This window comes from Acinetobacter sp. SWBY1, from assembly GCF_002946595.1.
In the GTDB taxonomy this organism is placed as follows: Bacteria; Pseudomonadota; Gammaproteobacteria; order Pseudomonadales; family Moraxellaceae; genus Acinetobacter; species Acinetobacter towneri.
This window is the reverse complement of record NZ_CP026616.1, coordinates 1,087,412-1,114,020: the sequence shown is the minus strand read 5'-3', so window position 1 is coordinate 1,114,020 and position 26,609 is coordinate 1,087,412. Positions and strand designations below refer to the sequence as shown.

General features: G+C 40.2%; 28 protein-coding genes, 1 other RNA gene and 1 pseudogene. 16 read left to right on the top strand and 14 right to left on the bottom strand.

Features of this window, described 5'->3' with window-relative positions; genetic code table 11:
- Positions 1-33: 33 nt before the first annotated feature.
- Positions 34-933, top strand: a complete 900-nt coding sequence (locus C3Y93_RS05385) for a LysR family transcriptional regulator (RefSeq protein WP_004970549.1) — start codon at positions 34-36, stop codon at positions 931-933.
- Between the two features lie 105 nt (positions 934-1,038).
- On the opposite strand, the gene C3Y93_RS05380 is transcribed toward C3Y93_RS05385, so the two are convergent.
- Positions 1,039-1,533 carry a ricin-type beta-trefoil lectin domain protein gene (locus C3Y93_RS05380; RefSeq protein WP_228153787.1) on the bottom strand — a complete coding sequence of 165 codons (495 nt, stop codon included), beginning with the start codon at positions 1,531-1,533 and terminating at the stop codon, positions 1,039-1,041.
- Positions 1,534-1,977: 444 nt separating this feature from the next.
- Here C3Y93_RS05380 and C3Y93_RS05375 point away from each other — a divergent pair, with 444 nt between their 5' ends.
- The 4 genes from C3Y93_RS05375 to C3Y93_RS05360 all read left to right on the top strand — a co-directional run bounded on the left by C3Y93_RS05375 (position 1,978) and on the right by C3Y93_RS05360 (position 6,052).
- The gene (locus C3Y93_RS05375) at positions 1,978-3,552 is read left to right on the top strand and encodes a sensor domain-containing diguanylate cyclase (protein WP_104852310.1); all 1,575 of its coding nucleotides are present in this window, start codon (positions 1,978-1,980) and stop codon (positions 3,550-3,552) included.
- Between the two features lie 42 nt (positions 3,553-3,594).
- The gene (locus tag C3Y93_RS05370) at positions 3,595-4,725 is read left to right on the top strand and encodes a TIGR00341 family protein (protein WP_004970544.1); all 1,131 of its coding nucleotides are present in this window, start codon (positions 3,595-3,597) and stop codon (positions 4,723-4,725) included.
- A gap of 180 nt (positions 4,726-4,905) precedes the next feature.
- Positions 4,906-5,283: a diacylglycerol kinase gene (locus C3Y93_RS05365; protein WP_004970542.1), complete on the top strand. Its 378-nt coding sequence runs from the start codon at positions 4,906-4,908 to the stop codon at positions 5,281-5,283.
- Between the two features lie 55 nt (positions 5,284-5,338).
- Positions 5,339-6,052, top strand: a complete 714-nt coding sequence (locus C3Y93_RS05360; protein WP_104852309.1) for a phosphatase PAP2 family protein — start codon at positions 5,339-5,341, stop codon at positions 6,050-6,052.
- Here the strand turns inward: C3Y93_RS05360 and C3Y93_RS05355 are convergent.
- From C3Y93_RS05355 to C3Y93_RS05325, 7 genes and pseudogenes are all read right to left on the bottom strand, one after another.
- Positions 6,033-7,343, bottom strand: coding sequence for an ATP-binding protein (locus C3Y93_RS05355; protein ID WP_104852308.1), 1,311 nt, complete (start codon positions 7,341-7,343; stop codon positions 6,033-6,035). The genes C3Y93_RS05360 and C3Y93_RS05355 overlap by 20 nt on opposite strands.
- A complete protein-coding gene (locus C3Y93_RS05350; protein ID WP_104852307.1) occupies positions 7,343-8,020 on the bottom strand; it encodes a response regulator transcription factor in 678 nt (225 codons plus the stop codon). Before C3Y93_RS05350 ends, C3Y93_RS05355 begins: the two co-directional genes overlap by 1 nt.
- Position 8,021: 1 nt before the next feature.
- Positions 8,022-9,734: a phosphoethanolamine transferase gene (locus tag C3Y93_RS05345; protein ID WP_104852306.1), complete on the bottom strand. Its 1,713-nt coding sequence runs from the start codon at positions 9,732-9,734 to the stop codon at positions 8,022-8,024.
- Between the two features lie 240 nt (positions 9,735-9,974).
- Entirely contained in the window at positions 9,975-10,676 is a 702-nt protein-coding gene (locus tag C3Y93_RS05340) for a VIT1/CCC1 transporter family protein (protein WP_096902719.1), read from the bottom strand.
- A 104-nt stretch (positions 10,677-10,780) separates the two neighbouring features.
- Positions 10,781-10,999: pseudogene (locus C3Y93_RS05335) on the bottom strand (transposase); the annotation flags it as partial.
- Between the two features lie 101 nt (positions 11,000-11,100).
- Positions 11,101-11,493: a Cu(I)-responsive transcriptional regulator gene (gene cueR, locus C3Y93_RS05330; RefSeq protein ID WP_104852305.1), complete on the bottom strand. Its 393-nt coding sequence runs from the start codon at positions 11,491-11,493 to the stop codon at positions 11,101-11,103.
- Positions 11,494-11,548: 55 nt separating this feature from the next.
- Complete coding sequence (locus C3Y93_RS05325) at positions 11,549-14,020, bottom strand: heavy metal translocating P-type ATPase (protein ID WP_104852304.1); 2,472 nt, start codon at positions 14,018-14,020, stop codon at positions 11,549-11,551.
- 149 nt (positions 14,021-14,169) lie between these two features.
- On the opposite strand from C3Y93_RS05325, the gene C3Y93_RS05320 reads away from it, so the two are divergent.
- The 6 genes from C3Y93_RS05320 (at position 14,170) to C3Y93_RS05295 (ending at position 18,306) form a co-directional block, all read left to right on the top strand.
- Positions 14,170-14,364: a heavy-metal-associated domain-containing protein gene (locus tag C3Y93_RS05320; protein WP_004970528.1), complete on the top strand. Its 195-nt coding sequence runs from the start codon at positions 14,170-14,172 to the stop codon at positions 14,362-14,364.
- Between the two features lie 503 nt (positions 14,365-14,867).
- Positions 14,868-15,869 (top strand): putative oxygenase MesX, encoded by a 1,002-nt coding sequence (locus C3Y93_RS05315; protein WP_004970527.1) that lies wholly within the window; start codon positions 14,868-14,870, stop codon positions 15,867-15,869.
- Positions 15,870-15,895: 26 nt separating this feature from the next.
- Positions 15,896-16,924 carry a methionine synthase gene (locus C3Y93_RS05310; protein WP_004970525.1) on the top strand — a complete coding sequence of 343 codons (1,029 nt, stop codon included), beginning with the start codon at positions 15,896-15,898 and terminating at the stop codon, positions 16,922-16,924.
- A 122-nt stretch (positions 16,925-17,046) separates the two neighbouring features.
- Positions 17,047-17,541, top strand: a complete 495-nt coding sequence (locus C3Y93_RS05305) for a flavin reductase (protein ID WP_004970523.1) — start codon at positions 17,047-17,049, stop codon at positions 17,539-17,541.
- A gap of 71 nt (positions 17,542-17,612) precedes the next feature.
- On the top strand, positions 17,613-17,903 hold the full coding sequence (locus C3Y93_RS05300; RefSeq protein ID WP_019836372.1) for a type II toxin-antitoxin system HigB family toxin: 291 nt from the start codon (positions 17,613-17,615) through the stop codon (positions 17,901-17,903).
- A gap of 1 nt (position 17,904) precedes the next feature.
- Positions 17,905-18,306: a helix-turn-helix domain-containing protein gene (locus tag C3Y93_RS05295; protein WP_004970519.1), complete on the top strand. Its 402-nt coding sequence runs from the start codon at positions 17,905-17,907 to the stop codon at positions 18,304-18,306.
- 47 nt (positions 18,307-18,353) lie between these two features.
- Here the strand turns inward: C3Y93_RS05295 and ssrS are convergent.
- The 3 genes from ssrS to C3Y93_RS05280 form a co-directional block, all read right to left on the bottom strand.
- Positions 18,354-18,536, bottom strand: a non-coding RNA gene (gene ssrS, locus C3Y93_RS05290) — 6S RNA.
- A 110-nt stretch (positions 18,537-18,646) separates the two neighbouring features.
- Positions 18,647-18,931, bottom strand: a complete 285-nt coding sequence (locus C3Y93_RS05285; RefSeq protein WP_004970518.1) for a cell division protein ZapA — start codon at positions 18,929-18,931, stop codon at positions 18,647-18,649.
- 1 nt (position 18,932) lies between these two features.
- Positions 18,933-19,484 (bottom strand): hypothetical protein, encoded by a 552-nt coding sequence (locus C3Y93_RS05280; protein ID WP_104852303.1) that lies wholly within the window; start codon positions 19,482-19,484, stop codon positions 18,933-18,935.
- A gap of 64 nt (positions 19,485-19,548) precedes the next feature.
- Here C3Y93_RS05280 and C3Y93_RS05275 point away from each other — a divergent pair, with 64 nt between their 5' ends.
- A complete protein-coding gene (locus C3Y93_RS05275) occupies positions 19,549-20,187 on the top strand; it encodes a UPF0149 family protein (protein ID WP_004970514.1) in 639 nt (212 codons plus the stop codon).
- A 93-nt stretch (positions 20,188-20,280) separates the two neighbouring features.
- The gene (gene pepP, locus C3Y93_RS05270; RefSeq protein ID WP_104852302.1) at positions 20,281-21,615 is read left to right on the top strand and encodes a Xaa-Pro aminopeptidase; all 1,335 of its coding nucleotides are present in this window, start codon (positions 20,281-20,283) and stop codon (positions 21,613-21,615) included.
- A 79-nt stretch (positions 21,616-21,694) separates the two neighbouring features.
- Here the strand turns inward: pepP and C3Y93_RS05265 are convergent, their stop codons facing one another.
- Together C3Y93_RS05265 and C3Y93_RS05260 are read right to left on the bottom strand one after the other, a co-directional pair.
- The gene (locus C3Y93_RS05265; RefSeq protein WP_004970510.1) at positions 21,695-21,988 is read right to left on the bottom strand and encodes a type II toxin-antitoxin system RelE family toxin; all 294 of its coding nucleotides are present in this window, start codon (positions 21,986-21,988) and stop codon (positions 21,695-21,697) included.
- Positions 21,978-22,223 (bottom strand): type II toxin-antitoxin system RelB/DinJ family antitoxin, encoded by a 246-nt coding sequence (locus C3Y93_RS05260; RefSeq protein ID WP_104852301.1) that lies wholly within the window; start codon positions 22,221-22,223, stop codon positions 21,978-21,980. Before C3Y93_RS05260 ends, C3Y93_RS05265 begins: the two co-directional genes overlap by 11 nt.
- A 372-nt stretch (positions 22,224-22,595) precedes the next feature.
- Between C3Y93_RS05260 and ubiH the strand changes: the two genes are divergently transcribed.
- From ubiH to C3Y93_RS05245, 3 genes are all read left to right on the top strand, one after another.
- Positions 22,596-23,804, top strand: coding sequence for a 2-octaprenyl-6-methoxyphenyl hydroxylase (gene ubiH / locus C3Y93_RS05255; protein ID WP_104852300.1), 1,209 nt, complete (start codon positions 22,596-22,598; stop codon positions 23,802-23,804).
- Complete coding sequence (locus tag C3Y93_RS05250) at positions 23,801-25,051, top strand: FAD-dependent monooxygenase (protein WP_104852299.1); 1,251 nt, start codon at positions 23,801-23,803, stop codon at positions 25,049-25,051. Before ubiH ends, C3Y93_RS05250 begins: the two co-directional genes overlap by 4 nt.
- 176 nt (positions 25,052-25,227) lie before the next feature.
- Complete coding sequence (locus tag C3Y93_RS05245) at positions 25,228-25,476, top strand: hypothetical protein (RefSeq protein WP_004972644.1); 249 nt, start codon at positions 25,228-25,230, stop codon at positions 25,474-25,476.
- A gap of 191 nt (positions 25,477-25,667) precedes the next feature.
- Here the strand turns inward: C3Y93_RS05245 and rsmI are convergent, their stop codons facing one another.
- Positions 25,668-26,510, bottom strand: coding sequence for a 16S rRNA (cytidine(1402)-2'-O)-methyltransferase (rsmI, locus tag C3Y93_RS05240; RefSeq protein WP_104852298.1), 843 nt, complete (start codon positions 26,508-26,510; stop codon positions 25,668-25,670).
- Positions 26,511-26,609 lie beyond the last annotated feature (99 nt).

The following is a 26,609-nucleotide window of genomic DNA, read 5'->3' as shown; positions in this document are numbered from 1 at the left end:
GAGCAGTGAAACTGATTCTAAGGAAAGATGGATATGTTTAAGTTAGATAGCAAACTGCTACAGATTTTTTACTATGTATATAAATTAAAAAATGTGTCTGCAGCAGCAGATGCATTGGGCATGAGTCAGCCTGCGGTTAGTAACTGTTTAAATAAAATTCGTCAGCATTTTAATGACCCATTATTTTTAAGGGTTGGCAATGAAATGTTGCCTACAGAGTTGGCGAAACAGATTTTTTCACCGATTAGTGAAATTATTAATAAAATTGAAACGGTCAATAATTTTAAAGTCGATTTTGATCCGACACATTCCGATCAATTATTTACCTTGGCAATGACCGATGTTTCGCATTTGGTTTTATTGCCAAAACTGACCAAGTTTTTAAAAAAATATGCACCTTCAGTGCGGATTAAAATTCGTCCTATTACCCGTGAAACCAGTTATCAAATGGCAAATGGTGAAATTGATTTTGCGATTGGTTTTTTACCTGAGTTAGAGCAGGGTTTTTATCAGCAGCAATTATTTTTACAATATTATGTGGTGATTAGTCGTAAAGATCATCCACGTATTTGTGAAAAAAGTTTAGATGTTGAAGCTTATATTCGTGAATCGCATGTCGATGTAGATACCAGTATAGGTCACTACCATATTGAAAATGAATTAAGCAATCGTGGTTTAAGACGTAATATTCTAATGAGTATCCCAAGTTATTTAGGGGTCGGTTTAATTGTGCAAGAAACCGATATGATTGCGACAGTGCCTTATTATTTAAGTGAAGTATTATTGGCACGCGGGAATTTACAAGTAGTGAGTGCGCCTTTGAATTTTCCAACCTATCCTGTACGACAATATTGGCATACGTCTTGTCATCACCAAACCAGTCATCAGTGGTTAAGAAAAGTGATTTTTGATTTGTTTAGTCAGCATCCTTAATTAATCGTATTTAAAGTAAAATTTTTATAATTTTTTAAATTATCATTCGCTAATTCCCTCATCTTCAAAAGAGCAGGCTAGGCTGAGGGAATTAGTGATTCTTTTTTATAAGGCAATAAAACTAAATTTCTGCCCACGATTTTGATTGCAGCTATACATTTTCATTTTTCCATTATAAATATCTAAACATTTGCCTGTATCTGCACTACGAATACGCTGACCATCGAGATACCATTTTTGGTTACTTTGTCCATTACAGGTATAAGCAATTACTTCAGCACCATCATGTTTCTGTTTTCCTGCTACATCTAGACATTTACCTTGCACGGTAATGCTTTGATCAGGATGGAAAATAAAATCCTGATTGGTACCATCATGACAATGTGAAGTCTGAATGGAAGGTTGATTACTGCGACTAAAATCTACGCAGCGACCATCATAGGTTTTAATTTTGACTTTTTGTTGCCATGTTTGTGCAGGATAAGGCATAGGTGTTGGCATATAAATGGTTTGTTGTGCAGGACGTTCTACAGGTGTACTTGCTGGAATTTGAGGTTGAATGACGATATTGGGAATCTGCCCTGATGCTAATGCGTCCACAGCAAAAAAGACTGTTAAAAATGAGCAACCGCTTAAATTAAAATAGTGCTTAAATATAAGAAAAAACCTATTTATTAAGTGGTTATGTAAATTTAAAGCAAAAAAAGATAATAGTTTTTTGTAATTTTATGAGTCATTGACCCAAAAAATTTATCGAATAGACAAGGTTTTCAGCAAAAAATAAGAACGAAAAATTCAAGTTGTCATTATTTGTTATTAGTCGGTGCATTCTTAGGAAGTGTGTGGTAGAAATTGTATTTAGAGGATATATTTCTGATTTAGTTGGTGGTCAGCAACAAACGAACTATCTAATTTGTGCAATTGAACATCAAAAATTCACAACTAAAATTCAACTGTATTGCTTTCAAATATGTGATTGAGTTGTAAAATTATGTGTTAAAATCGACACTTGTCGCAGTTGTTTAGTTTTTGGGGTAGGAACTGTTGAAACATTTTTTACTATCACTCAGATTGAATCTGCGTAAACTTATTTTAATTTCCACAATTTTAAGTGTATCAGGCTTATTTGTCGTAAGTATTTTTATTTTAAATTATGTAATTAAACAACAATTAATTCAAAATTCACTTTCGATCAATGAAAAATATGCAGAAAAAATTGCCACCAGTGCCAATCAACATTTTTCGGATATGCTGCAAGAGTTGGATTATAGTGCACGTTTATTAGAAAAAAATTTTTATAATACACAAGCTAGAAAAGAAGAAGTACAACGCTTAAAAAATCAATCGAATAATTTTAATAGTGTTTTATTGGTAGGGCAGAATAAACATATTTTAGCTTATGCACCTAATACATTAAAACTTAATTTTAATCATGCTTATAGCACCAGTGGTATTGATGGATCTATTGAAAAAAAGAAAACTTATATTTCATCTCCCTATTGGTCTATAAGTAATAATTTAATCGTTATGATGTCACAACCTATTTATGATAAAACACATCAATATTTAGGCTTAATCAGTGGTACGATTTATTTACAGGAGCAGAACTTGATTAATACCATGCTCAATACTCAGTATGATTATAAAAAAAGTTATATGTATGTGATTGATCAACATAATCGTATTATTTTTCATCCAGATAAAAAGCGAATTGGTGAAAAAATTATCAATAATACAGGTTTGGATTATATTAATAAGAATACAAAGGGATCAATTCGTTTAAAGAATAGTTTAGGTATAGATAATTTGGCGGGTTTTGCACATATTCCAAGTGTAAATTGGATTGTAGTTTCTCAGCAGCCCACAGATGATTTACTTGTCCAAGCCAATACCCTGATTTTAAAAGTATCGATTGGTATCTTTATTTTCTACTTTTTTATTTTTTTATTGATTTGGTATATCTCAAGCTTTATTTCTTCACCTTTGAACCGCTTGGCACGTATGGCAAGTATGCTCAATCATGCGGACATTGAAAATAAAATTAAAGAAGTTGACCCGTGGTATTTCGAGGTATTAAAGTTTAGAACCTCATTATTACTCAGTTCGGAAACCTTTAGTCATCGGATTGCGGAGTTAAAGCATCACGTCAATACTGATCCATTGACAGGTTTATATAACCGTCGTGGGATGCAATTATTTTTAAATGAGTTGGTCAAAACCCGAACTGAGTTTGCAGCATTGGCTATTGATATTGATTTCTTTAAGAAAGTTAATGATCACTATGGGCATGATCAAGGTGATGTGGTACTTAAAACGCTCGCGCAAATAATGCTAACTAATTTTAGGGATCATGATATTTGTTGCCGTTCTGGGGGCGAAGAGTTTTTAGTGCTGATGACGACTGCCGACCCAAGTGTGGCATATAAAGCTGCGGAGCGTTTAAGAACGACCATGCAACAAACCAATATTAATGGTATGGGTGAAATTACCATCTCAATTGGTATCGCATTTTGGTTTAAAGATGCAGAGGATATTTCTGAAGTGCTTAAACTTGCAGATAATAAATTGTATGAAGCCAAACATGCTGGGCGGAATTGCACAAAGTCTACGGCTACATGAGAATTTGGATAGATTCCTATTCAGCTAACACAGAGGCATGCGATGGAAAAAGATCAAGATCCAACGATTGTGGTTGAAGACAGTCCTGAACAAGAAAAATATGAACTTCTGAAAGAAAAGCTGAAATACAAACAAGCGGAGCGCGAAAACTCTAAAAAGATTGATCATAAACAAGTACGGCTGAATATTCAGGCCGATGCCTTGCCAAGCAAAACCTTTTTTATAATGAATGCTTTGGCAGCTATTATTGCAGGCTATGGTTTATTGTCTAATTCAGCTGCAGTGGTGATTGGTGCAATGCTGGTTGCGATGATGCTTGGTCCTATTTCAGGTATGGCTTTAGCATTTATTGATAATCGATGGTTGTTTTTTAAAACAGCATTTAAAACCTTAGTTTTAGGTGTGTCGATGATTGTCAGTATTGGCATCATTTTAGGTCTTATCAATATTAACTTACCTATCACCCATGAAATTCTGTCTAGAACTCAGCCTACCATTATGGATTTAATGATTGCACTTGCGGGTGGTGCAGCAGGGGCATTTGCAGCCGTTTCACCACGTCTGTCTGTGGCTGTTGTTGGCGTTGCAGTTGCGACTGCTTTGGTACCGCCGCTGGTTGCAAGTGGCATATTAATTGCGCATCTGGAATGGAAACATGCAGCAAATGCTCTGCTGTTGGCACTGACCAATATTGTTGCTATTCAAATTAGTTCTTCACTGGTGTTATGGGCAGCTGGTTTTAGACGCGGTTCAGATGAAGAAGTAAATAGCACAGTAATTGAATTTATTAAAAGAAATATCGTGAGTCTTTTAGTACTTTTTGCGCTGGGTATCTATTTAAGCTTTAACTTTATGATGATGTTAAATAAACAGATGTATGAACATCAGGTAGAAAGCTTGATTGAAAGTCAATTTAATCAACATAATAATTTGATTGATACGGTGCAGTTTGATCGGCGTAAAGAGATGACTTTAATTCGCGTAGTCTTGCGTGGAGATATAGCGCCAAAACCTCAACAGATTTCTGCATTGAATCAAAAATTAGCACAAGACCCACGTGGAAAACCAAGTGTGGTTCAAGTGCGCTTTATTCCTGTGCAAATTATTCAAGCCAAAGAAAGTCCTGATTTTGATATTAAGCAAGTTGAAGCCGAGCAATTGATACAACCTTAGATTCAACAATAAGAAATTGATGGTATTTACAGCTTACTTTAGATGGAGTCTTATTATTCAATAGGGCACTCATAATGTTACATATTACACCGATTTAATTTAATAGTCTCAAAAGGTTATAGTTAAGCCAATTTTAAGCTAAACCACTTAACATCGGATTTATTTCAAATCAGATTCACTATGCTTCCACGCTCTCCTTACAAAGGCACTTCTGGTTTACAACGGATTTTGAATGCCACAGGCTATTCTTTGGCAGGCTTTAAAGCCGCCTTTCAAAATGAAGCGGCATTTCGGCAAATCATTCTGATTAATTTACTGCTGATCCCGCTCAGTTTTTTCATGCCTGTCAGTCGTGTTGAACAAGTGCTCATGATTGTGGTGTGTTTACTTGCCATCATTGTCGAACTGATTAACTCTGCTATTGAAGCCGTGGTCGATCGTGTTTCGATGGAGCAACACCCCTTGTCTAAAAATGCCAAAGATATGGGCAGTGCAGCGCAATTTGTTGCTTTGGCAATTATCACATTGACTTGGGGCGCATGCCTGATTCCTGCTTAATCCTTCAAAAAGCATAAGACAGACTTTAAAATAGATAGTGAGTTGAGTAATCCTCATGCGGCATCAGCATTCAAAATTTTTACTTCTTCAAGCAATTTTACTCCTTCTGAGTTTGCTGATATTGCTCAATTTTTTTAGCGTTGCAGGCACGCTAGATTTACACCTAATTCAACCTTTTATAGATGCACATGCAGAATTTCCATTGCGACAAAATTGGGCATTGGCTGAATTAAATCATCGTTATGTCAAATATATCCTGATTGCAGTATATCTGAGCTATTTGCTGGCTTGGTTGCTGTCTTTCAAATTTCAAAAATTACGTGCTCGTCGTTGGGAGTTTGGCTATTTCTTTTGGATGGTGGTGATTTCGACCAGTGTGATTGCAATACTTAAATCACAGTCGGCACATGCTTGCCCGTGGGATATGAGCATTGCCACAGCGCATGGCGTTTGGTGGGATTTAAGTGCAACGGCAGGGCATTGTTTTCCAGGGGGGCATGCCTCAAGTGGTTTTGCTTTATTGGTAGGATATTTTGTTTATCGGGCTGCTCAACCTAAACGTGCTTATTTTTTCTTGATTGCGGCTTGCATTTTAGGCATGGGGATGGGCTGGGCGCAAATGATGCGCGGGGCACATTTTTTTAGTCATAATCTTTGGACAGGCTGGATTACTTGGTGTTTGAACGTAGTCGCTTATGCGTTCTTGGCGCATAAATTGCCACAATCAAAATCTAAATTAAAACCCGATCTTAACGCATCGGAAATTTAACCTGCACACATAAACCACCTAAACTGGCACTTTTAGAAAACTCTAAACTTGCACCTAAGCGTTGGGTGGCTTTATCTACAATAGATAAACCTAAACCGCTGCCAATTTCTGCATGGTTGTGAATACGGTAAAAACGCTGTCGAATTTGATTGAATAGTGCGGGGTCAATGCCTGCACCACTGTCTTCAATTTGCAAAATTGCATGTTGTTCTTGCTGAAAAATAGTCACATTGATCACGCCTTGTTTGGGCGTATATTTAATCGCATTATCAATTAAATTATAAATAATGGAATGCAAAGCAGAACTTTGCCCATGAATATTCAACTCTTGGCGTTGTTCGACACCTAAATCAATATCTTTTTGCAATGCCAATTGAATAAGTTGTTCCACACAGGCAATGGTCATTTGATTTAAAGATAGGGTTTGATCGTTTTCAATTAGACTATCTGAGGCATCTTGCTTGGCTAAGCTTAATAACTGATTGACTAAATGCTGTAAACGCAAAACCCCTTGGCTTAAATTATTGAGGGCATCACTATGTGGAAATTGCTGCAATAAAATTTGTACTTGTAAATTGAGTGCAGTGAGTGGGGTACGTAATTCATGTGCAGCATCGGCAACGAACTGGCGCTGTTCCTGCTGTGCGGCAGAAATTCGCGTAAATAACTGATTCATTTCCTGAATCGTGGGTGCAAGCTCGACAGGATAATCCAACATGTGAATCGGGCTGAGATCCTGCGCTTTACGACGTGCCAATTCGCTTTTAAAGTTATTTAGTGGTTGAAAATTATGACGAATCAGCCAACCCAAAGCCAAAAGGGCAAAGGGTAAAAATATTGCATAGGGAATAAACATATTTGCCGCTAATTCTAAAGCTAAATATTGGCGCACAGAGTTTTGCTGGCTAATTTGAATCTGTAGGGTTTCTTGCGGCAAAATATAGGTATGCCACAGTCCAACTTCGGTTTGATGATTATAAAACCCTGGTTTTTCTACGGGTTGTAGCAACACATCTTGAGGGTGTAATTGTGTTGTAGCATCGTCATATGACCAAATATCGACAAATAAGTCTTCTTCGCTATATCTCTGATTTAAATCGATTTGGCTCTGTGTAGGTTCAGGATGGTTCGCTGCAATGCGTTCTGCCAAACTTTGCATTTGTGCATCTAAAATTTCATTCATTTCTTCTAGGGCAATTCGATACGCTGCAAATACCAAAACGCAGCCCAACATGACACTAAAGATAGAAACATAAACAATCAGACGTTTTTGCAAAGAGTAGGATTGCATTAAATTTGCCCTAAACGGTAGCCCAAACCACGAATGGTACGAATAAAGTCCTTGCCAAGTTTGGCGCGTAAATGGTGAATATAGACTTCAATGGTGTTGCTGCTGACTTCACTGTCAAAATCATATAATTTATCTTCTAAATTACTTTTAGAGAAAATTTTATTAGGGTGGCTGACCAAAGCCATTAAAATTGCCCATTCACGATTCGACAATTCGATATATTCACCTTTGAATTTTGCCAAATGTTGTTCGGTATCTAAGACTAAATCGCCATAACTTAAAATATGTGCGGTATCGTTTACAGGATTTTGTGCGCCGCTACGTCTGAGCAGGGCATAAATTCGCGCCAGTAATTCATCAAATTCATAGGGTTTAATTAAATAATCATCTGCACCCTGATTTAAACCATCCACCCGTTGTTGCAATTGATCACGCGCAGAAATAATCAGCACGGGCAATTGTAGATGTAACTGGCGAATGTTTTTTAATACCTGCATGCCGTCCATCATGGGTAAGCCTAAGTCCAGCAACACCAACTGGATATCTTGCTGCTCTAATTGCTTTAAGCCATCAATCCCGTTGTTCACCCAAGTAACATCAAATTGCTGTAACTTGAGCAAGGTTTGGGTCGATTCGGCAATCATAAAATCATCTTCAATGATTAATATTTTAGGCATGTTACGACTCGTGCTGCGGTTGAGTGGTAGATGGGGCAGAACATTGATTCAGCATATCATTTTTCGGATCAATCACTTGGCTTTTTACATCTAGTAAGCTCAATAAACTTGGGAAAAGATTGTCCTGACTCAATGCTGTTTGGCGTTGTGCTTTTAAGCAATTCACTTGCGCAGCATTTTGTTGTTGCCAAGTTTCTGAAAACCACATCAGCATCGGTACATGAGTTTGTTGAGTGGGTGCCATAGAATACGGTGCGCCGTGTAAATATAAACCATGTTCGCCTGTCGATTCACCATGATCAGACAAATACCAAAAACTTGTTTGATAGTTTTTTTGTTGCTCTAAAGTTTGAATCAACTGACTTAAAACATGGTCGGTATAGACAATCGAGTTGTCATAGGTATTGCGTAAGGCATCGGCACTGCACCCCTGAATCGCATTGCTGTTACACGTCGGTTGGAAGGGTTGATAAGCTGCGGTTGAGCGTTTGAAATAAGCAGGTCCATGACTGCCCATTTGGTGCAATACAATTAAATGTGAGCGCGTGTCTTTCGGGTCCAGTTGAGCAAGATAAGCCTGTAAACTGTCTACTAAAATTTCGTCTAAACATTCACCGCTGGCATCACACCATTTTTGTTTTAGTTCTGCAGGAATTTGATATTGCTGCACCCGATCACAGGCACCTTTACAGCCTGAATTGTTATCAATCCAAGTGACTTGATAACCAGCATGCTGAGCAATATCCAGTAATCCTTCACGGTGACTTGCCAGTTGTTCATCATAATTTTGGCGTGGCATTCCGGAGAACATGCACGGCACAGAAACAGCCGTGGCTGTACCACAAGAGCTGACTTGAGTGAAATTAATCACAGGCAGCTTAGAGAGTTCAGGGTTGGTATTTTTTGCGTAGCCATTCAGCGAGAAGCTTTCAGCACGTGCAGTTTCACCAACCACCAACAGCATAATTTTGGGTGCTGTGCCTGTTTGCGCACGTTGAATTAAATGTGCATCTTCACCATAGCGCAGCAGCGGCAAATTCTGTTTGGGTGCTTTCTTTTTATAATACGATAGACTAGAGGCAATCGCATTTTGTGGAGAAAGCATGCCTTTTAAATCACGATGCTCGCGGAAGATTGCAGCATAATCCACATAAAAACAGAACAATAAACCCAAAATCAGCACAATCGAAACTACACTGCCTAAAGTCTTTTGCAGTAATTGACGGGCAAAATGAGTCGGCTGAATTTTAACAGACCACACCAAGACCAATGGCAGTAGCACAAACAGCACACTCCAAACCACCAAGCGCACTGACCAAAGATCACGTACTTCACGTACATCGGTTTGCAGCATATTTTGAATTTGGTCTGCGGTAATCACCACACCTAAACTATTGACAAAATAAGCGCTGAATCCACCGACTACAATCAAAATACTTGCTAATATTTTGGCATTCCAACGCCAGTTTAGCCATTGCAGCAACAGATGATACGCCGATACGATGACGATCACAGTTGCAATCAATAAGCCTATGGCTTTAATGCCCTGATAAGGTGTGAATTGTTGAATTTTCTCATAAAATCCATAGTTCAATACCAAGCCTAACCATAGGGCAAGCAGTAGATTGAAATAGAATAAAGAAATCGGTTTTTGCCAAAAGCGTAGTCGGGCAAAGATAGATGGAGCAAGTGGTGATTCGGGCTGCTTAGACATTGTCAATGATTCAAAAGACTTTAAGATGCTTTAGTTTAAAATTTGAAACTTAAAACTGACTTAAAATTGTGGGCTGAATCTGTTGTAGTTTTATTTGATTAACTTTGAAGATAGAAGTTTTAGAGATATAAACTTTGCATGGATAAGCTGTTCATTCATGTTATTTCTGAAGCTTGCCCTATCTCTGAACATATTTTTATCCAAAGATAGAGCAGATTTTTATACTGAGTTTTCTAGATTTTAAGCCACAGCGACATGGAACATTGAACCAATCCACGCACTGAATACCATGGCGACAATACCCCAGATCATGACACGCAATGCACCTTTCCACATACTTGCGCCACCGACATAGCTGGCAAGCGCACCCATAACCCCTAGACTGATTACACCGACCAACATCACGCCTTTGTCTAACAGATGTTCAGGTAAGAGTAAAATAGACACCAACGGGAATAATGAACCTACAGTAAATGCCAATGCCGATGAAAAAGCTGCCATAAATGGCTGCGCTGAGGTGTGTTCTAAAATACCAATTTCGTCACGGGCATGGGCATCTAGAGCATTGTGAGCAGTCAGTTGTATGGCAACTTGTTCTGCCAATTCGGCATCTAAACCACGAATCATATAAATATTGGTGAGTTCTTTTAGTTCATGCTCTGGATTGAGTTTTAATTCGCGTGCTTCCATCGCAAGGTCATTTTGTTCAATGTCTTGTTGAGATTTCACCGAAATATATTCACCTGCTGCCATAGAAGCAGCGCCCGAAATTAAGCCTGCAATACAGGTAATTAACAATGTTTGAGAAGATGCACCACTGGCTGCCATCCCCACGACCAAACTGGTCACAGAAATGATCCCATCGTTCGCACCCAATACTGCAGCACGTAACCATCCAGACCGTTCAATATAGTGTTTTTCGAGGTGGTAAGAATGTGGCATAGATCAAACTCTCTTGTTATTCAATTTTCGTTTATTGATGTGTGATATAGCATAAATCATTCTAAAAAATTTATCGGCTAAATAGGTGCTTTATTTCAGAAAAAGATGTTTTGTACAAAGCCAATGACCATGGGTAAAGAAAGACGGAATAATGATTTCATCATTAAGCAGCACTGGATGGCTGTTTTGGAGTAGGTTTGGGTTATCCCTTGTTTGCCTTTTGATGGAGCGTAGCATTACGCAGCAGGCTCAAACCAAAAGGCAATATTTTCGCGATGAATGAGTGCTCGGTAATAGGAAGACCAATGGGTTGTCGGATAAATTTAAGGTTTAGGCTTATTCGTTTGGAAATTATATTGTGGAATAAGCCTTAGAGATAGTTTGTGCACCAAAGCCATTTAAAATTAAATGTTGGGTTGAATTCTCACTTGCCCAATTCAATATTCTTCAAAATCACACAATCTGCCTGTTCATCGCCAGAGCAATGGTCTGCAGAACTTTGTAGCCAATTCGCCATTTCCTGTAATTGCGTAATCTTCTGTTTTAAGGTTTCAATATGTTTAAGCGTGAGTTGCTTCACTTCTGCACTTTGTCGGTCAGCATTTTTCCATAAACCTAGCAATTCTTTCATTTGCTCAGAAGAAAACCCCAAATCCCGTGCATGCTTAATAAAAGACAAAGTTTTTAAATCTTGCTCAGAATAAATCCGATAACCCGAAGCAGAGCGTTTGGCGGTATCCAGTAAACCAATTTGCTCATAATAACGAATCATTTTGCTGGAAATACCCGATAGCTTAGAGGCTTGACCAATATTCATGTGACTTCTCTCATAAAAAGGGCGTAGAGCAATCTTCTAAACCCTTATGTTGCATTTAAATCTGTGCTGCTTGGAAATATTTTAAACGGAGCGCATTACCCAATACAAACACTGAAGATAATGCCATCGCGCCCGCAGCAAAAATAGGCGAGAGCAAAATACCTGCAAACGGGTATAGCACGCCTGCAGCAATTGGAATCAAGGCAATATTATAAATAAATGCCCAAAATAGATTTTGACGAATATTGCGGATGGTGGCTTTACTCAAAGCAATTGCATTGGGCACACCTTGTAAATTGCCCGACATCAACACCACTTCGGCTGCTTCAATCACAACATCTGTGCCTGTGCCAATCGCAATTCCAACATCGGCTTGTGCCAAAGCAGGGGCATCATTAATACCATCACCCACAAAAGCCACACGTCCAAATTGCTGTTGTAATTCACGTACAACATCGACCTTGCCTTCGGGTAAAACCTCGGCCACCACATGATCAATCTGTAAACGTGCAGCAATTGCCTGAGCCGTATGTCGGTTATCTCCCGTAATCATCGCCACTTTTAAACCCAGTTGATGCAACGCTGCAATAGCAGCAAAAGTCGTGTCTTTAATTGGGTCTGCAACGGCAACAATGGCTGCCAGTTGTTGATCAATCGCCATATAAATGGGTGTTTTGCCTTCTTGTCCTAAACGTGCAGCTTCTGCATTAAAAGCGCTAACATCTAGCCCAATTTGTTGCATATAACGGTCTGCACCAATCTGAATACGTTGACCATTCACCAGTGCTTCAATACCTGAACCTGTGATGCTGTCAAATTCGGTAACAGGCAGTAAACTGACTTGCTTTTCTGTTGCAGCTTGCACAATCGCCAATGCAATGGGATGCTCAGATTTCGCTTCTACCGATGCCAAAAGTGCAAAGACCTGATCTGCATCAAAACCCGATTGCACATGAAAATCGGTTAATGTCGGTTTGCCTTCGGTGAGCGTTCCTGTTTTATCCACCGCGACCACTTTAACATCTTGCAAAAGCTGCAAAGCTTCGCCTTTACGAAACAGCACGCCCATTTCTGCGCCACGACCTGTTCCCACCATAATTGAAGTCGGTGTGGCTAAACCCATCGCACATGGGCAGGCAATAATTAGAACAGCGACTGCATTGACTAAACCAAAGGTTAGGGTAGGTTCTGGGCCAAAAATAAACCACACAATAAAAGTAAGTGCAGCCAATAACATCACGGCAGGTACAAACCACATGGTCACTTTATCCACCAAGGCTTGAATAGGTAATTTAGAGCCTTGCGCTTGTTCGACCATACGAATAATTTGCGCCAACACCGAAGCTTCACCAATGGCAGTAGCACGAATATTTAGTGTGCCATTTTGGTTGATGGTGCCACCTACGACTTGATTGCCTATTTGTTTGGCTACAGGAACAGGCTCACCTGTAATCATTGACTCATCTATATAACTATGACCTTCGATCACTTCACCATCTACAGGAATGCGCTCACCCGGGCGGATTTCGACAATGGTATTGGAACTGACTTCTGCCACAGGTACTTCAATGATTTGACCATCCCGATGAATACGCGCAGTTTTGGCTTGCATACCAATTAAATGCTGAATGGCTTGTGAAGTGCGACCTTTGGCTTTGGCTTCAAAATAACGACCCAGCAAAATCAAACTGACAATCACTGCCGCAGCTTCATAATAAACATGCACTGTGCCTTCTGGTAAAAGCTGTGGCATAAATGTCGCTACCAATGAAAAACTGTATGCAGCCAAAGTTCCCACAGCCACCAAAGAGTTCATATCAGGCGCAAAACGTAACAGCGCTGGAATCCCTTTTTGATAAAAACGACGTCCTGGTAACAGCAGCACCAATGTGGTTAAAGCAAATTGAATCAACCAACTTTGTTGTTGCCCAATATTGTGCATCACCCACATGTGAAAGGCGGGAATCATGTGTGAGCCCATTTCCAGAATAAATACAGGCAAGGCTAAAATCAGTGAAATTACTAAATCACGTTTCAGTTGTTGCTGTTCCAGATTCTTTTTATCGTGTTGTTCGTTAGAGTCGTGTTGCAGCAGTTTGGCGTCATAACCTGCTTTTTGAATCGCTCGAATCAGGTCTTGGCTAGAAACTGTGGCTTTCGGTTGAATCCATGCGCGTTCAGTCGCCAAATTGACATTGGCTTGTTCTACACCAGACACTTTCTTTAAGGCTTTTTCGACACGTGCTACACACGAGGCACAGGTCATGCCATCAATAGACAGTTCTATTGGTTGAATGGCAGCTACATCAAAACCTGCACGTTGCACTGCCTTAATGAGCAGTGCACGGTCTAAAGGTTGCGATGCGTGAATCAGTGCTTTTTCTGTTGCAAGATTCACTTCAGCTTTTTCTACACCATCGACTTTTTTTAAGGCTTTTTCGACACGCCCGACACATGAGGCACAGGTCATGCCTTCTATAGACAAAGTTTCCTGATAGGGAGAGGCATTTGGGTGTTTTGCGTCCATGGTCGTCTCTATAATTTGGAGGATGTGTTTAGCATATAGATTGACACGATGGTAAGGTCAAGTAAATTTTAGCCCAAAATAGGCTTGACCTTGCCTGCATGGTAAGCTTTAAACTACAGTTCAATAAATGCAGAAGTGTGGAGTTCGCAATGAAACTATTGATTGAAAATATGACTTGTGGCGGTTGTGCACGTGGTGTCACGGCAACCATTCAAGATGTTGATCCTGCTGCAAAAGTTGAAGTCGATTTAGCGACTAAAATTGTGACTGTGGAAAGCACTGCAACAGTAGATCAAATTACCGCTGCATTGGCAGAAGATGATTTTCCTGCACAAGTTCAATAAAACTGCATCATCTAAGAAGCTCCAATGTGTGAGCTTATCGTAAGGTCAATTGGTCAACTGACGAATTGACCTATTTTTTTGCCTGCCGATTTTTTCTCGTTGTTTTTTGATGTGACCAACTGAATACATTTTGATCACGAAGATGCTAAACCAAGCCAATCAGAAGCTGAGATTTTCTAACTTCAAGCTGAGTTTCATTCATTCAGGGCTGAAATCTGCTGAATGAACTATGTGCTGTCCTCTAAAATATACTCTTCAATATTTATCGGAATAAAAATATTTTTTGGTTTTAACTTGTTGTTATTGAAATATTTATTTTAATTTTTAAATTTAAGGGATAACAGAAAAACCATCATTTTTAGATGTTTTGCTGCATATTTTAAATTAAGGTGAATAAAATTCACTTTGGACTGAGGTTAAATCATTTTTATTCATTTTGTCGTTCCAGTATAAATACCCTCATTCAGAAATTTTAACTTTTTAAATTTGGGTAGTAGATCATCATGACAAAGCCATTCACCTGTTCAATTAAACGTATTCGTTTTGACGAAAACTATGAACCTGCTAACAACACGCGTTTAACCACCAATTTTGCAAATTTGGCGCGTGGTGAAAGCCGTCAGGAAAATTTACGCAGAACTTTAGCGATGATCAATAATCGTTTTAACTCGCTGGCATCTTGCGATAACCCAAAAGGTGATCGTTATTCGCTTGAAATCGACATTATTTCTGCAGAAATTGATATTGAAGGAAATGGCAAAACTTTTCCATTCATTGAAATGCTAAAAAGTACGATCACAGATCATCAAACAAATGAACGTATTGAAGGCATGATTGGCAACAGTTTTTCATCGTATGTTCGTGATTATGATTTTAGTGTGGTCTTGCCAGCATTAGGCTGCAAAGTAAATGAAAAGCCTGAAAGTTTTGGTGATTTACATGGCAAGCTTTATCAGCATTTGGTCAGTTCAGCAGTGTTCCAAGCTGAGTTTCAAAAACAACCTGTGATTTGCCTGAGCGTATCAACCACAAAAACTTATTATCGTACGACCAATGTGCATCCTGTCTTAGGCACAGAATATAAAAATGATGAATATTCACGAACCGATGACTATTTTGAAAAAATGGGTTTAACCGTGCGTTACTTCAAACCTGAAAATAGCAATGCACCGCTTGCGTTCTATTTTTCTGGCGATTTACTGCGTGATTACACAGATTTTGAGCTGATCAGTGCCATCAGTACCATGGAAAGTTTCCAGAAAATTTATCGTCCTGAAATTTATAACACCAACTCACCTGCAGGCGAGGTCTATCAGCCAAGTTTGAATTATCAGGATTATTCATTAACCCAAGTTGTATATGACCGTGTTGAGCGAGGTCAGTTGGCAGTCAAGCAGGGCAAATGGACTGAAGAAAACTTTATCAAGCCTTATCAAGATATTCTTGAACAATGGGCTGCCAAGTTCGTGCCGCTACATGCTGCCAATCAAGAACGTGTTGCTTAACTTAAAATACAGATAGAAGATTCAAAATGGCTATTTTATTACCGACCTCAACGGCTGGCAGTTTACCTAAACCTTCGTGGCTCGCAGAACCTGAAAAGCTTTGGTCAGCTTGGAAATTAACAGGGCAAGAATTACTGGACGCAAAACAAGATGCGCTACGTCTATCACTGCATGAACAACAGCAAGCAGAGATTGATATTGTGAGTGATGGGGAGCAAACCCGTCAGCATTTTGTCACCACCTTTATTGAACACCTTGAAGGTGTCGATTTTGAAAAACGTGAAACAGTCAAAATTCGTGATCGTTATGATGCCAGTGTCCCTTCTGTGGTGGGTGCAGTTTCTAGGCAAAAACCAGTCTTTGTTGAAGATGCCAAATTCCTGCGTTCACTGACAGATCAACCCATCAAATGGGCGCTGCCTGGTCCTATGACCATGATTGATACTTTATACGATGCGCACTACAAGAGCCGTGAAAAACTGGCGTGGGAATTTGCCAAAATCCTGAATCAGGAAGCGCGTGAACTTGAAGCAGCAGGCGTGGATATCATCCAGTTTGATGAACCTGCGTTTAATGTGTTTTTTGATGAGGTGAATGACTGGGGCGTGGCAACATTAGAGCGCGCGTTAGAAGGTTTGAAATGTGAAACAGCCGTGCATATTTGCTATGGCTATGGCATTAAAGCCAATACCGATTGGAAAAAAACACTCGGCTCAGAATGGCGTCAATACGAAGCAGTTTTCCCAAAACTACAGCAGTCTAATTTGGATATTATCTCACTGGAATGTCACAACTCACGTGTTCCGATGGATTTGCTTGAACTTATCCGTGGTAAAAAGGTGATGGTGGGTGCGATTGATGTCGCAACGAATACGATTGAAACAGCCGATGAAGTTGCAGATACATTGCGCAAAGCATTGCAATTTGTCGATGCTGACAAGTTGTACCCATCGACTAACTGTGGAATGGCACCATTGAGTCGTCAGGTTGCACGAGGCAAGTTACAGGCTTTGGCTGCTGGTACGAAGATTATTCGCCAAGAATTATCTAGTTAAGCGTTCGATCAGGCGAAGTGAATTCAAGCCAAGTGAATTTAAGTTAAGTGAATCAGGGATGCTTTTTCAGGCAAAAAGCATCCTTTGAACTTTCTAAAAAAGTTGAGTGTTGGAATACGGTGATGGTTAAAGCAACAGACTTCAAAAATGCAATGTCTTTCTTATCAAGTGCAGTCAATGTAGTGACGACAATGGGAGATGCAGGACGTCATGGTTTTACTGCATCTGCGGTATGTAGCGTGACAGATACACCGCCAACATTATTGGTGTGTATGAATAAATCATCGCGTTCACATCTCAGTTTTTTAGAGAATAAAGTGCTGTGTGTGAATGTACTAAATGCAGAACAAGAACATCTTTCCAATGCATTTGCCTCATCAAAATTGAGTTCCGATGAGCGTTTTAAGCAGGCTGAATGGGCTGCTTTGGAAACGGGCGCTCCTATATTAAAAAATGCATTGGTCAGCTTTGATTGTGAAATTTCGCAAATTCAAGAAGTGGGGACGCATACTATTTTTATTTGCCCAATAGTTGCCATTCAAAAAAATCAACAAGATCAGGCGTTGGTTTATTTTAATCGTCACTATCATCAAGTTGGTGAAACTGAGTTTGTTTAATTCGCTATAAAATATTGCAATATGCGATAATCAGTTTATACTTGATTTATAGCAAAATGCGATAAAATATTATGCATGTGATCACCCACGCTAGAATTATAGAGGCAATGCACAAGTGGCCACAGGCTGAAACAGCACTCGATGGTTGGTATCGAATTATTAAGGCAAATGATCCGAAAGACTTTGCCGAAATGAAGCAGTTATTTCCAGCAGTTGATAAAGTTGGAAAGTTTCATGTATTCGATATTGGTGGGAATAAGATTCGACTTATTGCTGTTGTGATGTATCAGGCAAAGCGTGTGTATATTCGTCATGTGTTATCCCATAAAGAATATGACAAAGGTCATTGGAAGGAGGATTAGTATGAACGCAATGATTAAACAGGCTGTAGATCACTGGCACTACGTTGCTCCTTTGCTGAGTAAACCAGAAAATGAAAAAGATTTTCATGCACTTGTCGAGGCTTTAGATGAGCTTTTAGATATTGTTGGTGATGATGAAACGCATCCTTTAATGGGGCTGATTCATCAACTCGGTGACTTGGTTTCTGTTTATGAAAATGAACACCTGCCTATTCCTCATGGAGATGGTCGTGCTGCTTTAGCTTTTTTGATGGCGCAACATGGATTAGGTCAATCTGACTTGGCAGAGGTTGCAACTCAATCTGTGATTTCGGAGATTTTAAGCGGCAAACGCCAGTTGAATATTCGTCATATTAAAGCGCTGTCTGAGCGGTTTAAGGTTTCTGCTGATACATTTTTCTAAACGATTTTATATTTTTTAGACATTTTATTTTTAGATATTTAAAAATAAATAGCTCCGAAGATGCCGCTGCATGTCGTTACCCTGAACCCGAAAAAGTTCAAGGCGGACGCGACGCATACTTGCTGGGTTTCCCATACGAGATGGGCATACGCTCTAAATATGCAGAACACAATCCTAAGATTTAAGTATCGGCAGGGATATAGACTCGCTGGCGAACACCTCAGAGTTAGAATTAGTATAACCCATCTCAGTTGCTTGGCAACTCATGTTCACGAATTAACTGTAAAGATAGAGCTTGTTTGCATAGCCTTTATGCAAACTTAAGTCAAAAAAACGACACTTAAGTAAGGGCTTCAACTTCTTGCAAAATGGTGCTGAGTAAACGCTCACAATGCTCATAATGCTGCAAAGATTTATTCATAGAAAGAACCTCTTGCATCAACTCTAAAGCCACCACAATAATCAGTTTGCTCGGTTCCATATTGGGCGCTTTACGACGAAACTCATCATAGCGTTCATTCAATAATTGTGCTGCACGCTCTAAATCTTCTCTTTTTTCTTCAGTTGTGGCTAAACGGAAACTATGTCCTAAAACACGTAAATCAATTGGAATTTGAACTGACATATTAACCTTCCTCGCTCACTTCGGCAGGGTGGGCAAGTTGTTGAATTTCTTGCGCATGATGATCTTGAGCTGTACCTAAAATTGCAAGACGCTGAATAATAGCTTCCACTTTGGCTTTGGCATGCTCATTTTTTTGTAACAATCTTTCACGTTCTTGTTTGAGTGTCTGAATTTCATGCTGATTCATACGCTGATCATTCAGCATTTTTTCTTTCAGAATGCGTAATTCATTGCGCTCAGCCAAAATTTCCTGAAAGCGGTTTTTCAAATCAGTACAGCTTTTTTCCAAACGACTGTAACGGTCTGCCAGTGCTGTCGCATCTTGGTTTAACTGCTGAAATTGCGCCTGAGTGCTGCTTAATTGCTCAGTCAGATTCTCAATTTCATCTTGCTTGGCAGTAATGATGCCGTTTCTTTGAACAATTTGAGCATGATGCTGTTCCTCAGCAGTTTGCTTGGCTGTGCTGAGGGCGGTATTTTCACTTTCATAATGATCAATTCGTGTTTTTAAAACACCAATATGCGCTTGTAGACGCTGTAATTCTTCTAACATATCGTGGTCGCACAGTATTGCAAACAAAGGTAATATATACGAAGTATAGAGATTGGATAAACGAATGCAAGACGATATTTCAGGTTGGTCGGAATGGTTCCGCAATTTTTCTAACATTGAAGAAATTTCAAGCCCAAGTGAGTTACATGGCTTGCTGACAGGTATAGTTTGTGTGACAAATGCACCAACTGAAACCGAGTGGCAGCAGATTTTAGAAACCCTCAATGTGCCAGAATTAGAGCCAGCCGCACTGTCACTTTTAACCGATGAATCGGAAGATGTCGCACATGCTTTGTCTGAAGATGAGTTAGATTATCTGCCGTTATTGCCAGATGATGAACATCTTTTACAAGAACGTGTGCAAGCTTTGGCAGATTGGTGTGCAGGCGTTGTGCTTGGTTTTGGTTTGGCTTCTGGGCATATTCGTTCAGATGAAATCGAACTGATTGAGCATTTACAAGATGTCGCTGCGGTTGAATTTGAAGATTCAGACAATGACGAAGAAGGCGAAGAAAGCTATCAGGAATTATATGAATTTGTACGTTTAATTCCTGTGAGTTTATCTGTAGGACGTAAAAAAGTACCAGTAGAAGAAAGCTCTTTATTGCAAAACTTACATGCTAAGTCGCGTCAACAAACTGCACAAACCACACAAAACGCAAGTGCTGTTGTTGAAATGTTTACGCCACACCGTCCGAGTTAATCGGGCGTTGTGTGCCTAAGTATGTCGGTGTAAGGTGCTTTAAGTCATTACAACAATCATATTTTCATCATTTTATATATGTAGACCGTATTTATGAAAAAACTGACTCAAGTCGAATTTAAAGAACGTCGTGATCAACTTGCAGAACTGATGGGGCCCAATAGTGTCGCAATTATTGCAACCAGTCCTGTGGCAATGCGTAATCGTGATGCAGATTATAAATATCGTGCCGACAGCAGTTTTTTCTATTTAACAGGTTTTGCTGAACCTGAAGCAGTTGCGGTGATTGAAACCTATGAATCAATTGATGAAGGTTATACCTACACGTTGTTCTGCCGTGAACGTAACCGTGAAATGGAAATCTGGAATGGTTATCGCGCAGGTTTAGAAGGTGCAATTGAGCTGTTTGAGGCAGATGAGTCTTTTGCAATTGCGCAATTAGATGCAGAAATCATCGCCAAAATTGTCAATAAAGACACGTTGTACTATCGCTTGGGGCATCAGACTGAATTTGATGTACGTGTTGCGGCATGGAACCAACAAGCTGATGCACAACATCGTCAAGGCAATACTGCACCTGCCAAAATTGTTCAGTTAGATCGTTTGCTGGATGAAATGCGTTTGCATAAAACTGAGTCTGAATTGGAACTGATGCAAATTGCTTCAAATATTAGTGCAGAAGCACATACTCGTGCCATGCAAACAGTAAAAGCAGGCATGATGGAATATGAGCTAGAAGCTGAACTGAATTATATTTTTGGTAAAAATGGCTGCGTACCTGCCTATAACAGTATTGTCGGTGGTGGTGAAAATGCCTGCATTTTGCATTATGTCGAAAATGACAAAGTGCTTAAAGATGGCGATTTAGTCCTGATTGATGCTGCCTGTGAATATCAGTGCTATGCTTCAGATATTACCCGTACTTTTCCCGTGAATGGTCAATTCAGCCCAGAACAAAAAGCGCTGTATAACATTGTATTGGATGCGCAAATTGCAGCAATTGAAGCCGTGCAAATTGGTAACTCCTACAAAGAGCCACACCATGTTGCGGTGCGTATTTTGGTGCAAGGTTTGCTTGATCTAGGCATTATGCAGGGCGATTTAGAAGAAATTATTGCTTCGGAAAGTTATCGCCAGTTTTATATGCACGGTACAGGGCATTGGTTGGGCATGGATGTGCATGATGTCGGCAGCTATAAACACGGTGAAGACTGGCGTGTTTATGAAGAAGGTATGGTGGTGACCGTTGAACCGGGTCTATACATTGCACCCGATGATGAAACGGTAGATGCTAAATGGCGTGGTATAGGTATCCGTATTGAAGATGATATTGTTGCGACTGCGAACGGGCCATTGAATCTGACTTCAAAAGTGGTGAAAACCGTAGAAGAGATTGAAGCATTGATGGCAAAAGCTAAATCTGCTTAATTGGGTCTAATCAAAGCTGGTCAAGTGATCAGCTTTTTTATTAGAAAGCGCGTGTAAATTTTGAGTATGTAAATAATTTTTAGTCTTTGATCCGCTTTTTTGCTTCATCATAAACAATGTTATCAGCACGCTTTCCAACGGTAATGAGCAAAATAACGACCTGATCATCTTTGACCTGATAAATAAGTCGGACACCCGCTTTTAATAATTTGATTTTATAGCAGCCAGCAAGATCACCTTTAAGCATGTTCTTTGGAATATGTGGCTGCTCAATGACTTTGGCTAATTTTTTCTTGAATTGGTCGCGGATAGCACTCGGAAGCTTTTCCCATTCTGCAGTGAAGTCCTTGTGACGTAAAAGATTATAAGTCATCTAATGTGACTTCCTCGAACATCTCTTTAGGATCATTCATGCGTTTACGGACAAGTGCCAATAGTTCAGCATCTTCTTCTGAAAGCAACGCTTTGTGTACTGGAAGCTTTCCAGTCGTTGCCACATATTCAAGAATATTGGTAAAGAAATCGGTAGGTGAGATACCTTGTTCTTTAAGGATTGAATAAGATTTTTCTTTAAGGGCTTCATCGACCCTGAAATTAACAGTAGCCATCACTTCTCTCAGTTATTGAATGTATGGAAATATTGTAATGCAATATGCATTACAAAGATAGTTTGTATAATAACCATTATGTGAGATCATTTTTATCGTTGAGCTTATTCTAAAATCAATCATCAGCCATCAATAATACTAAGTATTGAATTTATCTTCTCTTGTGTCATACATGGCTCGGAGCAAGAAGATGAGGGACTAATAATTATAGTTTGAATTGGACATTTGCAAGAAGTCTAATCATCTTCCATAGCTTCAACACTAATTCATTATAAAAATAAATGACTTTGCGGTAAGATAAAATCCATTACAGATTATACGTATTTCGATTGAATCTTTTGAAGTCGAATACCTCATAAAAAGGATCAAGGCATGCAACAAGAAGTGATCATTGTAGGCGGTGGTATGGTCGGGCTAAGCTTAGCCTTGATGTTGGCTAAGTCAAACATTGCAGTAAAGTTGCTAGAAGCGATTCAATACCCCAATTATGACGATGCTAACCTTGCGCCGTATCATTCCAGTTTTGATGCACGTAACAGTGCCTTGTCGCGTCGCAGCGTACAAATTTACCAAGAGCTAGGTTTATGGGATGCCTTGCAAGAACATGCTACGCCTATTTTAGAAGTTCAAATTACCGAACAAGGTAGTTTTGGCAAGGCACGTTTATTGGCCGAACAAGAAAAAGTCGAAAGCTTTGGTCAGGTGATTGAAAATGCATGGTTAGGTCGGGTGTTACTGACCGAAGTGCGTAAACAACCTTTGATTGAATTGATTGATGGTGTGCAGGTCACCAGTCTTAAACAAGATGCAGATTTTGCCTATATTGAAGCGGTACGTGGTCAGGAACAATTACAGCTTGCTGCCAAACTACTGATTGCTGCCGATGGTCGTGATTCTTTCTGCCGTAAAGCCTTGGGCATTGGTGCATCGGAACATGATTATGACCAAGTAGCGATTGTGACCACAGTGCAAACCTCCAAGCCGCATGCGCATGTGGGTTTTGAGCGTTTTAGTCACTTAGGGCCTTTGGCGTTGCTGCCCCTGCCAGGTGAATATCGCCGTTCTGTGGTGTGGCCTGTGCCAAAAGGTACAGAACATGAATGGATTGGCGATGAAAATGATCAACACTTTTTAAATGCCTTGCAACAAGCCTATGGTGATCGTGCAGGGAAGTTTGAAAAAACAGGACGTCGTTTTAGTTTTCCATTGTCACAAGTTCTGGCAGAAAAACAGGCGGTTGGTCGCGTTGTACTGATGGGTAATGCAGCGCATACCATTCACCCAGTCGCAGGGCAGGGCTTTAACTTGTGTATGCGAGATGCTTACGTATTATTGCGTTATCTCACCGAACAGGCGGCACAGTCAGCAGATTTAGGCGATGCTGCAATGCTGCGTGACTATGAACAATCGCGTTTGAAAGATCAACAGCGAGTCATTAAATTCTGTGACAGCGTGGTACGTGGATTTAGCAATCAAAACCCAATCCTGAAATTTATGCGTAATACAGGCTTAGTCGCGTTTGATACCATTCCAGGCATTAAACCTTTGGTCGCCAATTATGCCATGGGGTTAAAAGCATGATCACAGCAAATCAACAAACGCAAGTGTTAGATGTCGTCATTATTGGTGGCGGCTTGGTGGGAGGCTTAACTGCACTTTTATTGGCAGAAGGGGGTGTGCAGGCTACAGTTTTAGATGCCGCACCTATTTTAGATGCAGAGAAAACCCTTGCAGTTGCCAATCCGCGTGTATTGGCTTTAAGTCAGGCCACCATCCACCTGTTAAAAACAGTCAATGTCTGGTCTAAACTGGCGCGACATATGCCGTATAGCGGCATGCAGGTTTGGAATAAAAATGGCTATGGCGAAATTAACTTTGGGGCAAGTAAGGAACGTACACCCGCTATTGAGCAGGCTCTGGGTTCAATGGTCGAGCCAAGCATTTTAAATCTAGCGATTCAGCAGCAAATGTTGCAACAAGTGCAAGATTATCGAACGCAAGTCAAAGTGACCCGTTTAGAGCGTGGTGTTGGCGTTTGGCACATTTATTTGGCCGATGGTACACAATTACAGACTAAGCTAGTCATTGGCGCAGATGGTGCTAACTCCTTTGTGCGCGAACAAGCCTTTATTGATTTTGATGTGTTGGATTATCGTCAGGCAGGTCTAACCTGTGCAATTCGTACTGCGCAGCCGCATCAGCATGTTGCACGTCAAATTTTCTTAGAAACTGGTCCTTTGGCCTATTTACCGATGGCAAGTTTACACGCCGAGCAGGAAGGGCATTGGCAGTCGATTGTTTGGACTTTGCCTGATGACTATGCCGAAGAATATGCCAAACTGAATGATGACGACTTTACCCAACTTTTGACTCGTGAAAGTCATCACATGCTTGGGGAAGTCTTAGAGGCAACCCCACGTGCTATTTTCCCACTGAAAGCACGTGCAGCGCAGCGTTATGTGCAAGATGGTTTGGCACTTATTGGTGATGCCGCGCATGTAATTCATCCGCTTGCAGGGCAGGGCGTGAATATTGGTTGTCTGGATGCAGCCGTACTGTGCGATGTGTTGTTGCATGATTTCAAACGTGGTGTTTGGGCGCATGAGCAAACTTTAAAGCGTTACGAGCATCGTCGTAAAGGACAAAATGATGCCATGATGCATAGTATGTCTGCGATTGGCTGGATGGAAACCACCACTTTATTCCCTGTGGTGTGGGCACGTAACTTTGGTTTAAAACAGGTGGAGCAGCTGCCTGCGTTAAAAGATGCCTTTATGTCACAAGCCAGGGGATTAAGCCTGCTTAAAGACACACGCTACGCGGTTTAAAGCAAAACAGTCGTTTTTTGTACGGTCATACATACCTGATTACGAATTTGGTTAAAAAAGATACGTTTTTTTTAATCTAGACTCTATGCGAAAGGCCAAGAGATTGCTAAATTTCATCGTAATTCATAACCAGTTTTCACTTGGACTAAATTGAAGTCATTTGTGGGGAGATTAAGATGACGGACATGAACGATTACGATGATGTAGAAGATTCAACTGTAGACGAAGATGAAGCGAAAGCGGCTGAAAAAGGTGCAGCAGAATCAGAAGAAGGTGCTGTAGATGGTGATCTTGCAGAAGCAGAAACTCTCACTGTAACTGCCAAACTAAAACAGCGTCAGGCATTGGAAGATGAAGTGGCTGCATTTTTGGCACGTGGCGGAAAAATTACCGAAGTACCGCCAGATGAATCTGCACGAGACTAATCTGTTGCATTTGCTTGCCGAACTTGTTGATTGAATTTATTCGTTGAACTGTTGAGTGAGTTGGGGCGGAGCACTTGCTAGGCAGACTGCTCTAATGCTTATACCTTCAACATAAAAAAGCATCATCTTGTATAAAGGGTGATGCTTTTTTCATGCGCGATGACCGTCATCACTGTTATTGTTCAATCGGCTTATTCGGCTGCTTGGCTTAATTCCAATGCACGTTGATAGGCAATTTTCTTTTTAATCCCTGTTAGATCAGCCGCCAATTGTGATGCTGCTTTTACCGATAAATCTTGCAATAAACGCTGCAATAGCTGATCTAATTTTTCTTGTTCCAGGTCTTTTTCTTCGCTCGCTCCACCGACCACCAATACAATTTCACCTTTTTGTTGATGATGATCTGCTGCGATAAATTCAAGCAATTCGCCCAAAGTCATTTTTTTAATGGTTTCAAAGGTTTTGGTAATTTCACGGGCAAAGCCAACAGGACGGTCTGCACCAAACACGGCAGCCATATCTTTGACCGAATCTAAAATTCGATGCGGTGCTTCATAAAAAATCAGGGTTTGGGTTTCATCTTTCAGCTTTTCAAGTTGCTGTAATCGCTGTGACTGTTTGGACGCGAGAAATCCCTGAAAACTAAAGCGATCACTGGGTAAACCAACCGCACTTAGCGCTGTAATGGCTGCACATGCACCGGGTACTGGAATCACACGAATACCATTGGCTTGTGCTGCACGAACCAGTTTAAAACCTGGGTCGCTAATCAGTGGTGTACCTGCATCGCTAATGAGCGCAATATCTTCGCCATTGAGTAATTTTTGGACTAAAATATCAATCTTGTTGCTTTCGTTGTGTTCATGGCAGGCTGTAAGCGGAGTTGAAATATTAAAATGTTTCATTAATTGTGCAGAGGTGCGGGTATCTTCAGCAGCAATTAGGCTGACTGATTTGAGCACATCAATTGCACGGTAGCTCATATCATCTAAGTGACCAATTGGGGTAGCAACAACAAATAACTGGGCACTCATTGAGTTTTCTCCGTGGGAAATAGCAAACTAAAATAAAAATGATGGAACACGAAACAACAGCAGTATTGGCTTGCGTCTGATACAAGTTACAGACCAAGC

Excerpts from the sequence above, each read along its gene's own strand:
- C3Y93_RS05280 (WP_104852303.1), bottom strand. The coding sequence starts at position 19,484 with ATGTTAGAAGAATTACAGCGTCTACAAGCGCATATTGGTGTTTTAAAA.
- C3Y93_RS05320 (WP_004970528.1), top strand. The coding sequence starts at position 14,170 with ATGAAACTATTGATTGAAAATATGACTTGTGGCGGTTGTGCACGTGGT.
- C3Y93_RS05325 (WP_104852304.1), bottom strand. The coding sequence starts at position 14,020 with ATGGACGCAAAACACCCAAATGCCTCTCCCTATCAGGAAACTTTGTCT.
- C3Y93_RS05355 (WP_104852308.1), bottom strand. The coding sequence starts at position 7,343 with ATGCAATCCTACTCTTTGCAAAAACGTCTGATTGTTTATGTTTCTATC.
- ubiH (WP_104852300.1), top strand. The coding sequence starts at position 22,596 with ATGCAACAAGAAGTGATCATTGTAGGCGGTGGTATGGTCGGGCTAAGC.
- C3Y93_RS05340 (WP_096902719.1), bottom strand. The coding sequence starts at position 10,676 with ATGCCACATTCTTACCACCTCGAAAAACACTATATTGAACGGTCTGGA.
- C3Y93_RS05345 (WP_104852306.1), bottom strand. The coding sequence starts at position 9,734 with ATGTCTAAGCAGCCCGAATCACCACTTGCTCCATCTATCTTTGCCCGA.
- C3Y93_RS05295 (WP_004970519.1), top strand. The coding sequence starts at position 17,905 with ATGAACGCAATGATTAAACAGGCTGTAGATCACTGGCACTACGTTGCT.
- C3Y93_RS05305 (WP_004970523.1), top strand. The coding sequence starts at position 17,047 with ATGGTTAAAGCAACAGACTTCAAAAATGCAATGTCTTTCTTATCAAGT.
- C3Y93_RS05370 (WP_004970544.1), top strand. The coding sequence starts at position 3,595 with ATGGAAAAAGATCAAGATCCAACGATTGTGGTTGAAGACAGTCCTGAA.
- C3Y93_RS05350 (WP_104852307.1), bottom strand. The coding sequence starts at position 8,020 with ATGCCTAAAATATTAATCATTGAAGATGATTTTATGATTGCCGAATCG.
- C3Y93_RS05365 (WP_004970542.1), top strand. The coding sequence starts at position 4,906 with ATGCTTCCACGCTCTCCTTACAAAGGCACTTCTGGTTTACAACGGATT.
- C3Y93_RS05275 (WP_004970514.1), top strand. The coding sequence starts at position 19,549 with ATGCAAGACGATATTTCAGGTTGGTCGGAATGGTTCCGCAATTTTTCT.
- C3Y93_RS05360 (WP_104852309.1), top strand. The coding sequence starts at position 5,339 with ATGCGGCATCAGCATTCAAAATTTTTACTTCTTCAAGCAATTTTACTC.
- C3Y93_RS05250 (WP_104852299.1), top strand. The coding sequence starts at position 23,801 with ATGATCACAGCAAATCAACAAACGCAAGTGTTAGATGTCGTCATTATT.
- C3Y93_RS05300 (WP_019836372.1), top strand. The coding sequence starts at position 17,613 with ATGCATGTGATCACCCACGCTAGAATTATAGAGGCAATGCACAAGTGG.
- C3Y93_RS05285 (WP_004970518.1), bottom strand. The coding sequence starts at position 18,931 with ATGTCAGTTCAAATTCCAATTGATTTACGTGTTTTAGGACATAGTTTC.
- C3Y93_RS05385 (WP_004970549.1), top strand. The coding sequence starts at position 34 with ATGTTTAAGTTAGATAGCAAACTGCTACAGATTTTTTACTATGTATAT.
- C3Y93_RS05260 (WP_104852301.1), bottom strand. The coding sequence starts at position 22,223 with ATGGCTACTGTTAATTTCAGGGTCGATGAAGCCCTTAAAGAAAAATCT.
- C3Y93_RS05265 (WP_004970510.1), bottom strand. The coding sequence starts at position 21,988 with ATGACTTATAATCTTTTACGTCACAAGGACTTCACTGCAGAATGGGAA.
- C3Y93_RS05310 (WP_004970525.1), top strand. The coding sequence starts at position 15,896 with ATGGCTATTTTATTACCGACCTCAACGGCTGGCAGTTTACCTAAACCT.
- rsmI (WP_104852298.1), bottom strand. The coding sequence starts at position 26,510 with ATGAGTGCCCAGTTATTTGTTGTTGCTACCCCAATTGGTCACTTAGAT.
- C3Y93_RS05315 (WP_004970527.1), top strand. The coding sequence starts at position 14,868 with ATGACAAAGCCATTCACCTGTTCAATTAAACGTATTCGTTTTGACGAA.
- cueR (WP_104852305.1), bottom strand. The coding sequence starts at position 11,493 with ATGAATATTGGTCAAGCCTCTAAGCTATCGGGTATTTCCAGCAAAATG.
- pepP (WP_104852302.1), top strand. The coding sequence starts at position 20,281 with ATGAAAAAACTGACTCAAGTCGAATTTAAAGAACGTCGTGATCAACTT.
- C3Y93_RS05245 (WP_004972644.1), top strand. The coding sequence starts at position 25,228 with ATGACGGACATGAACGATTACGATGATGTAGAAGATTCAACTGTAGAC.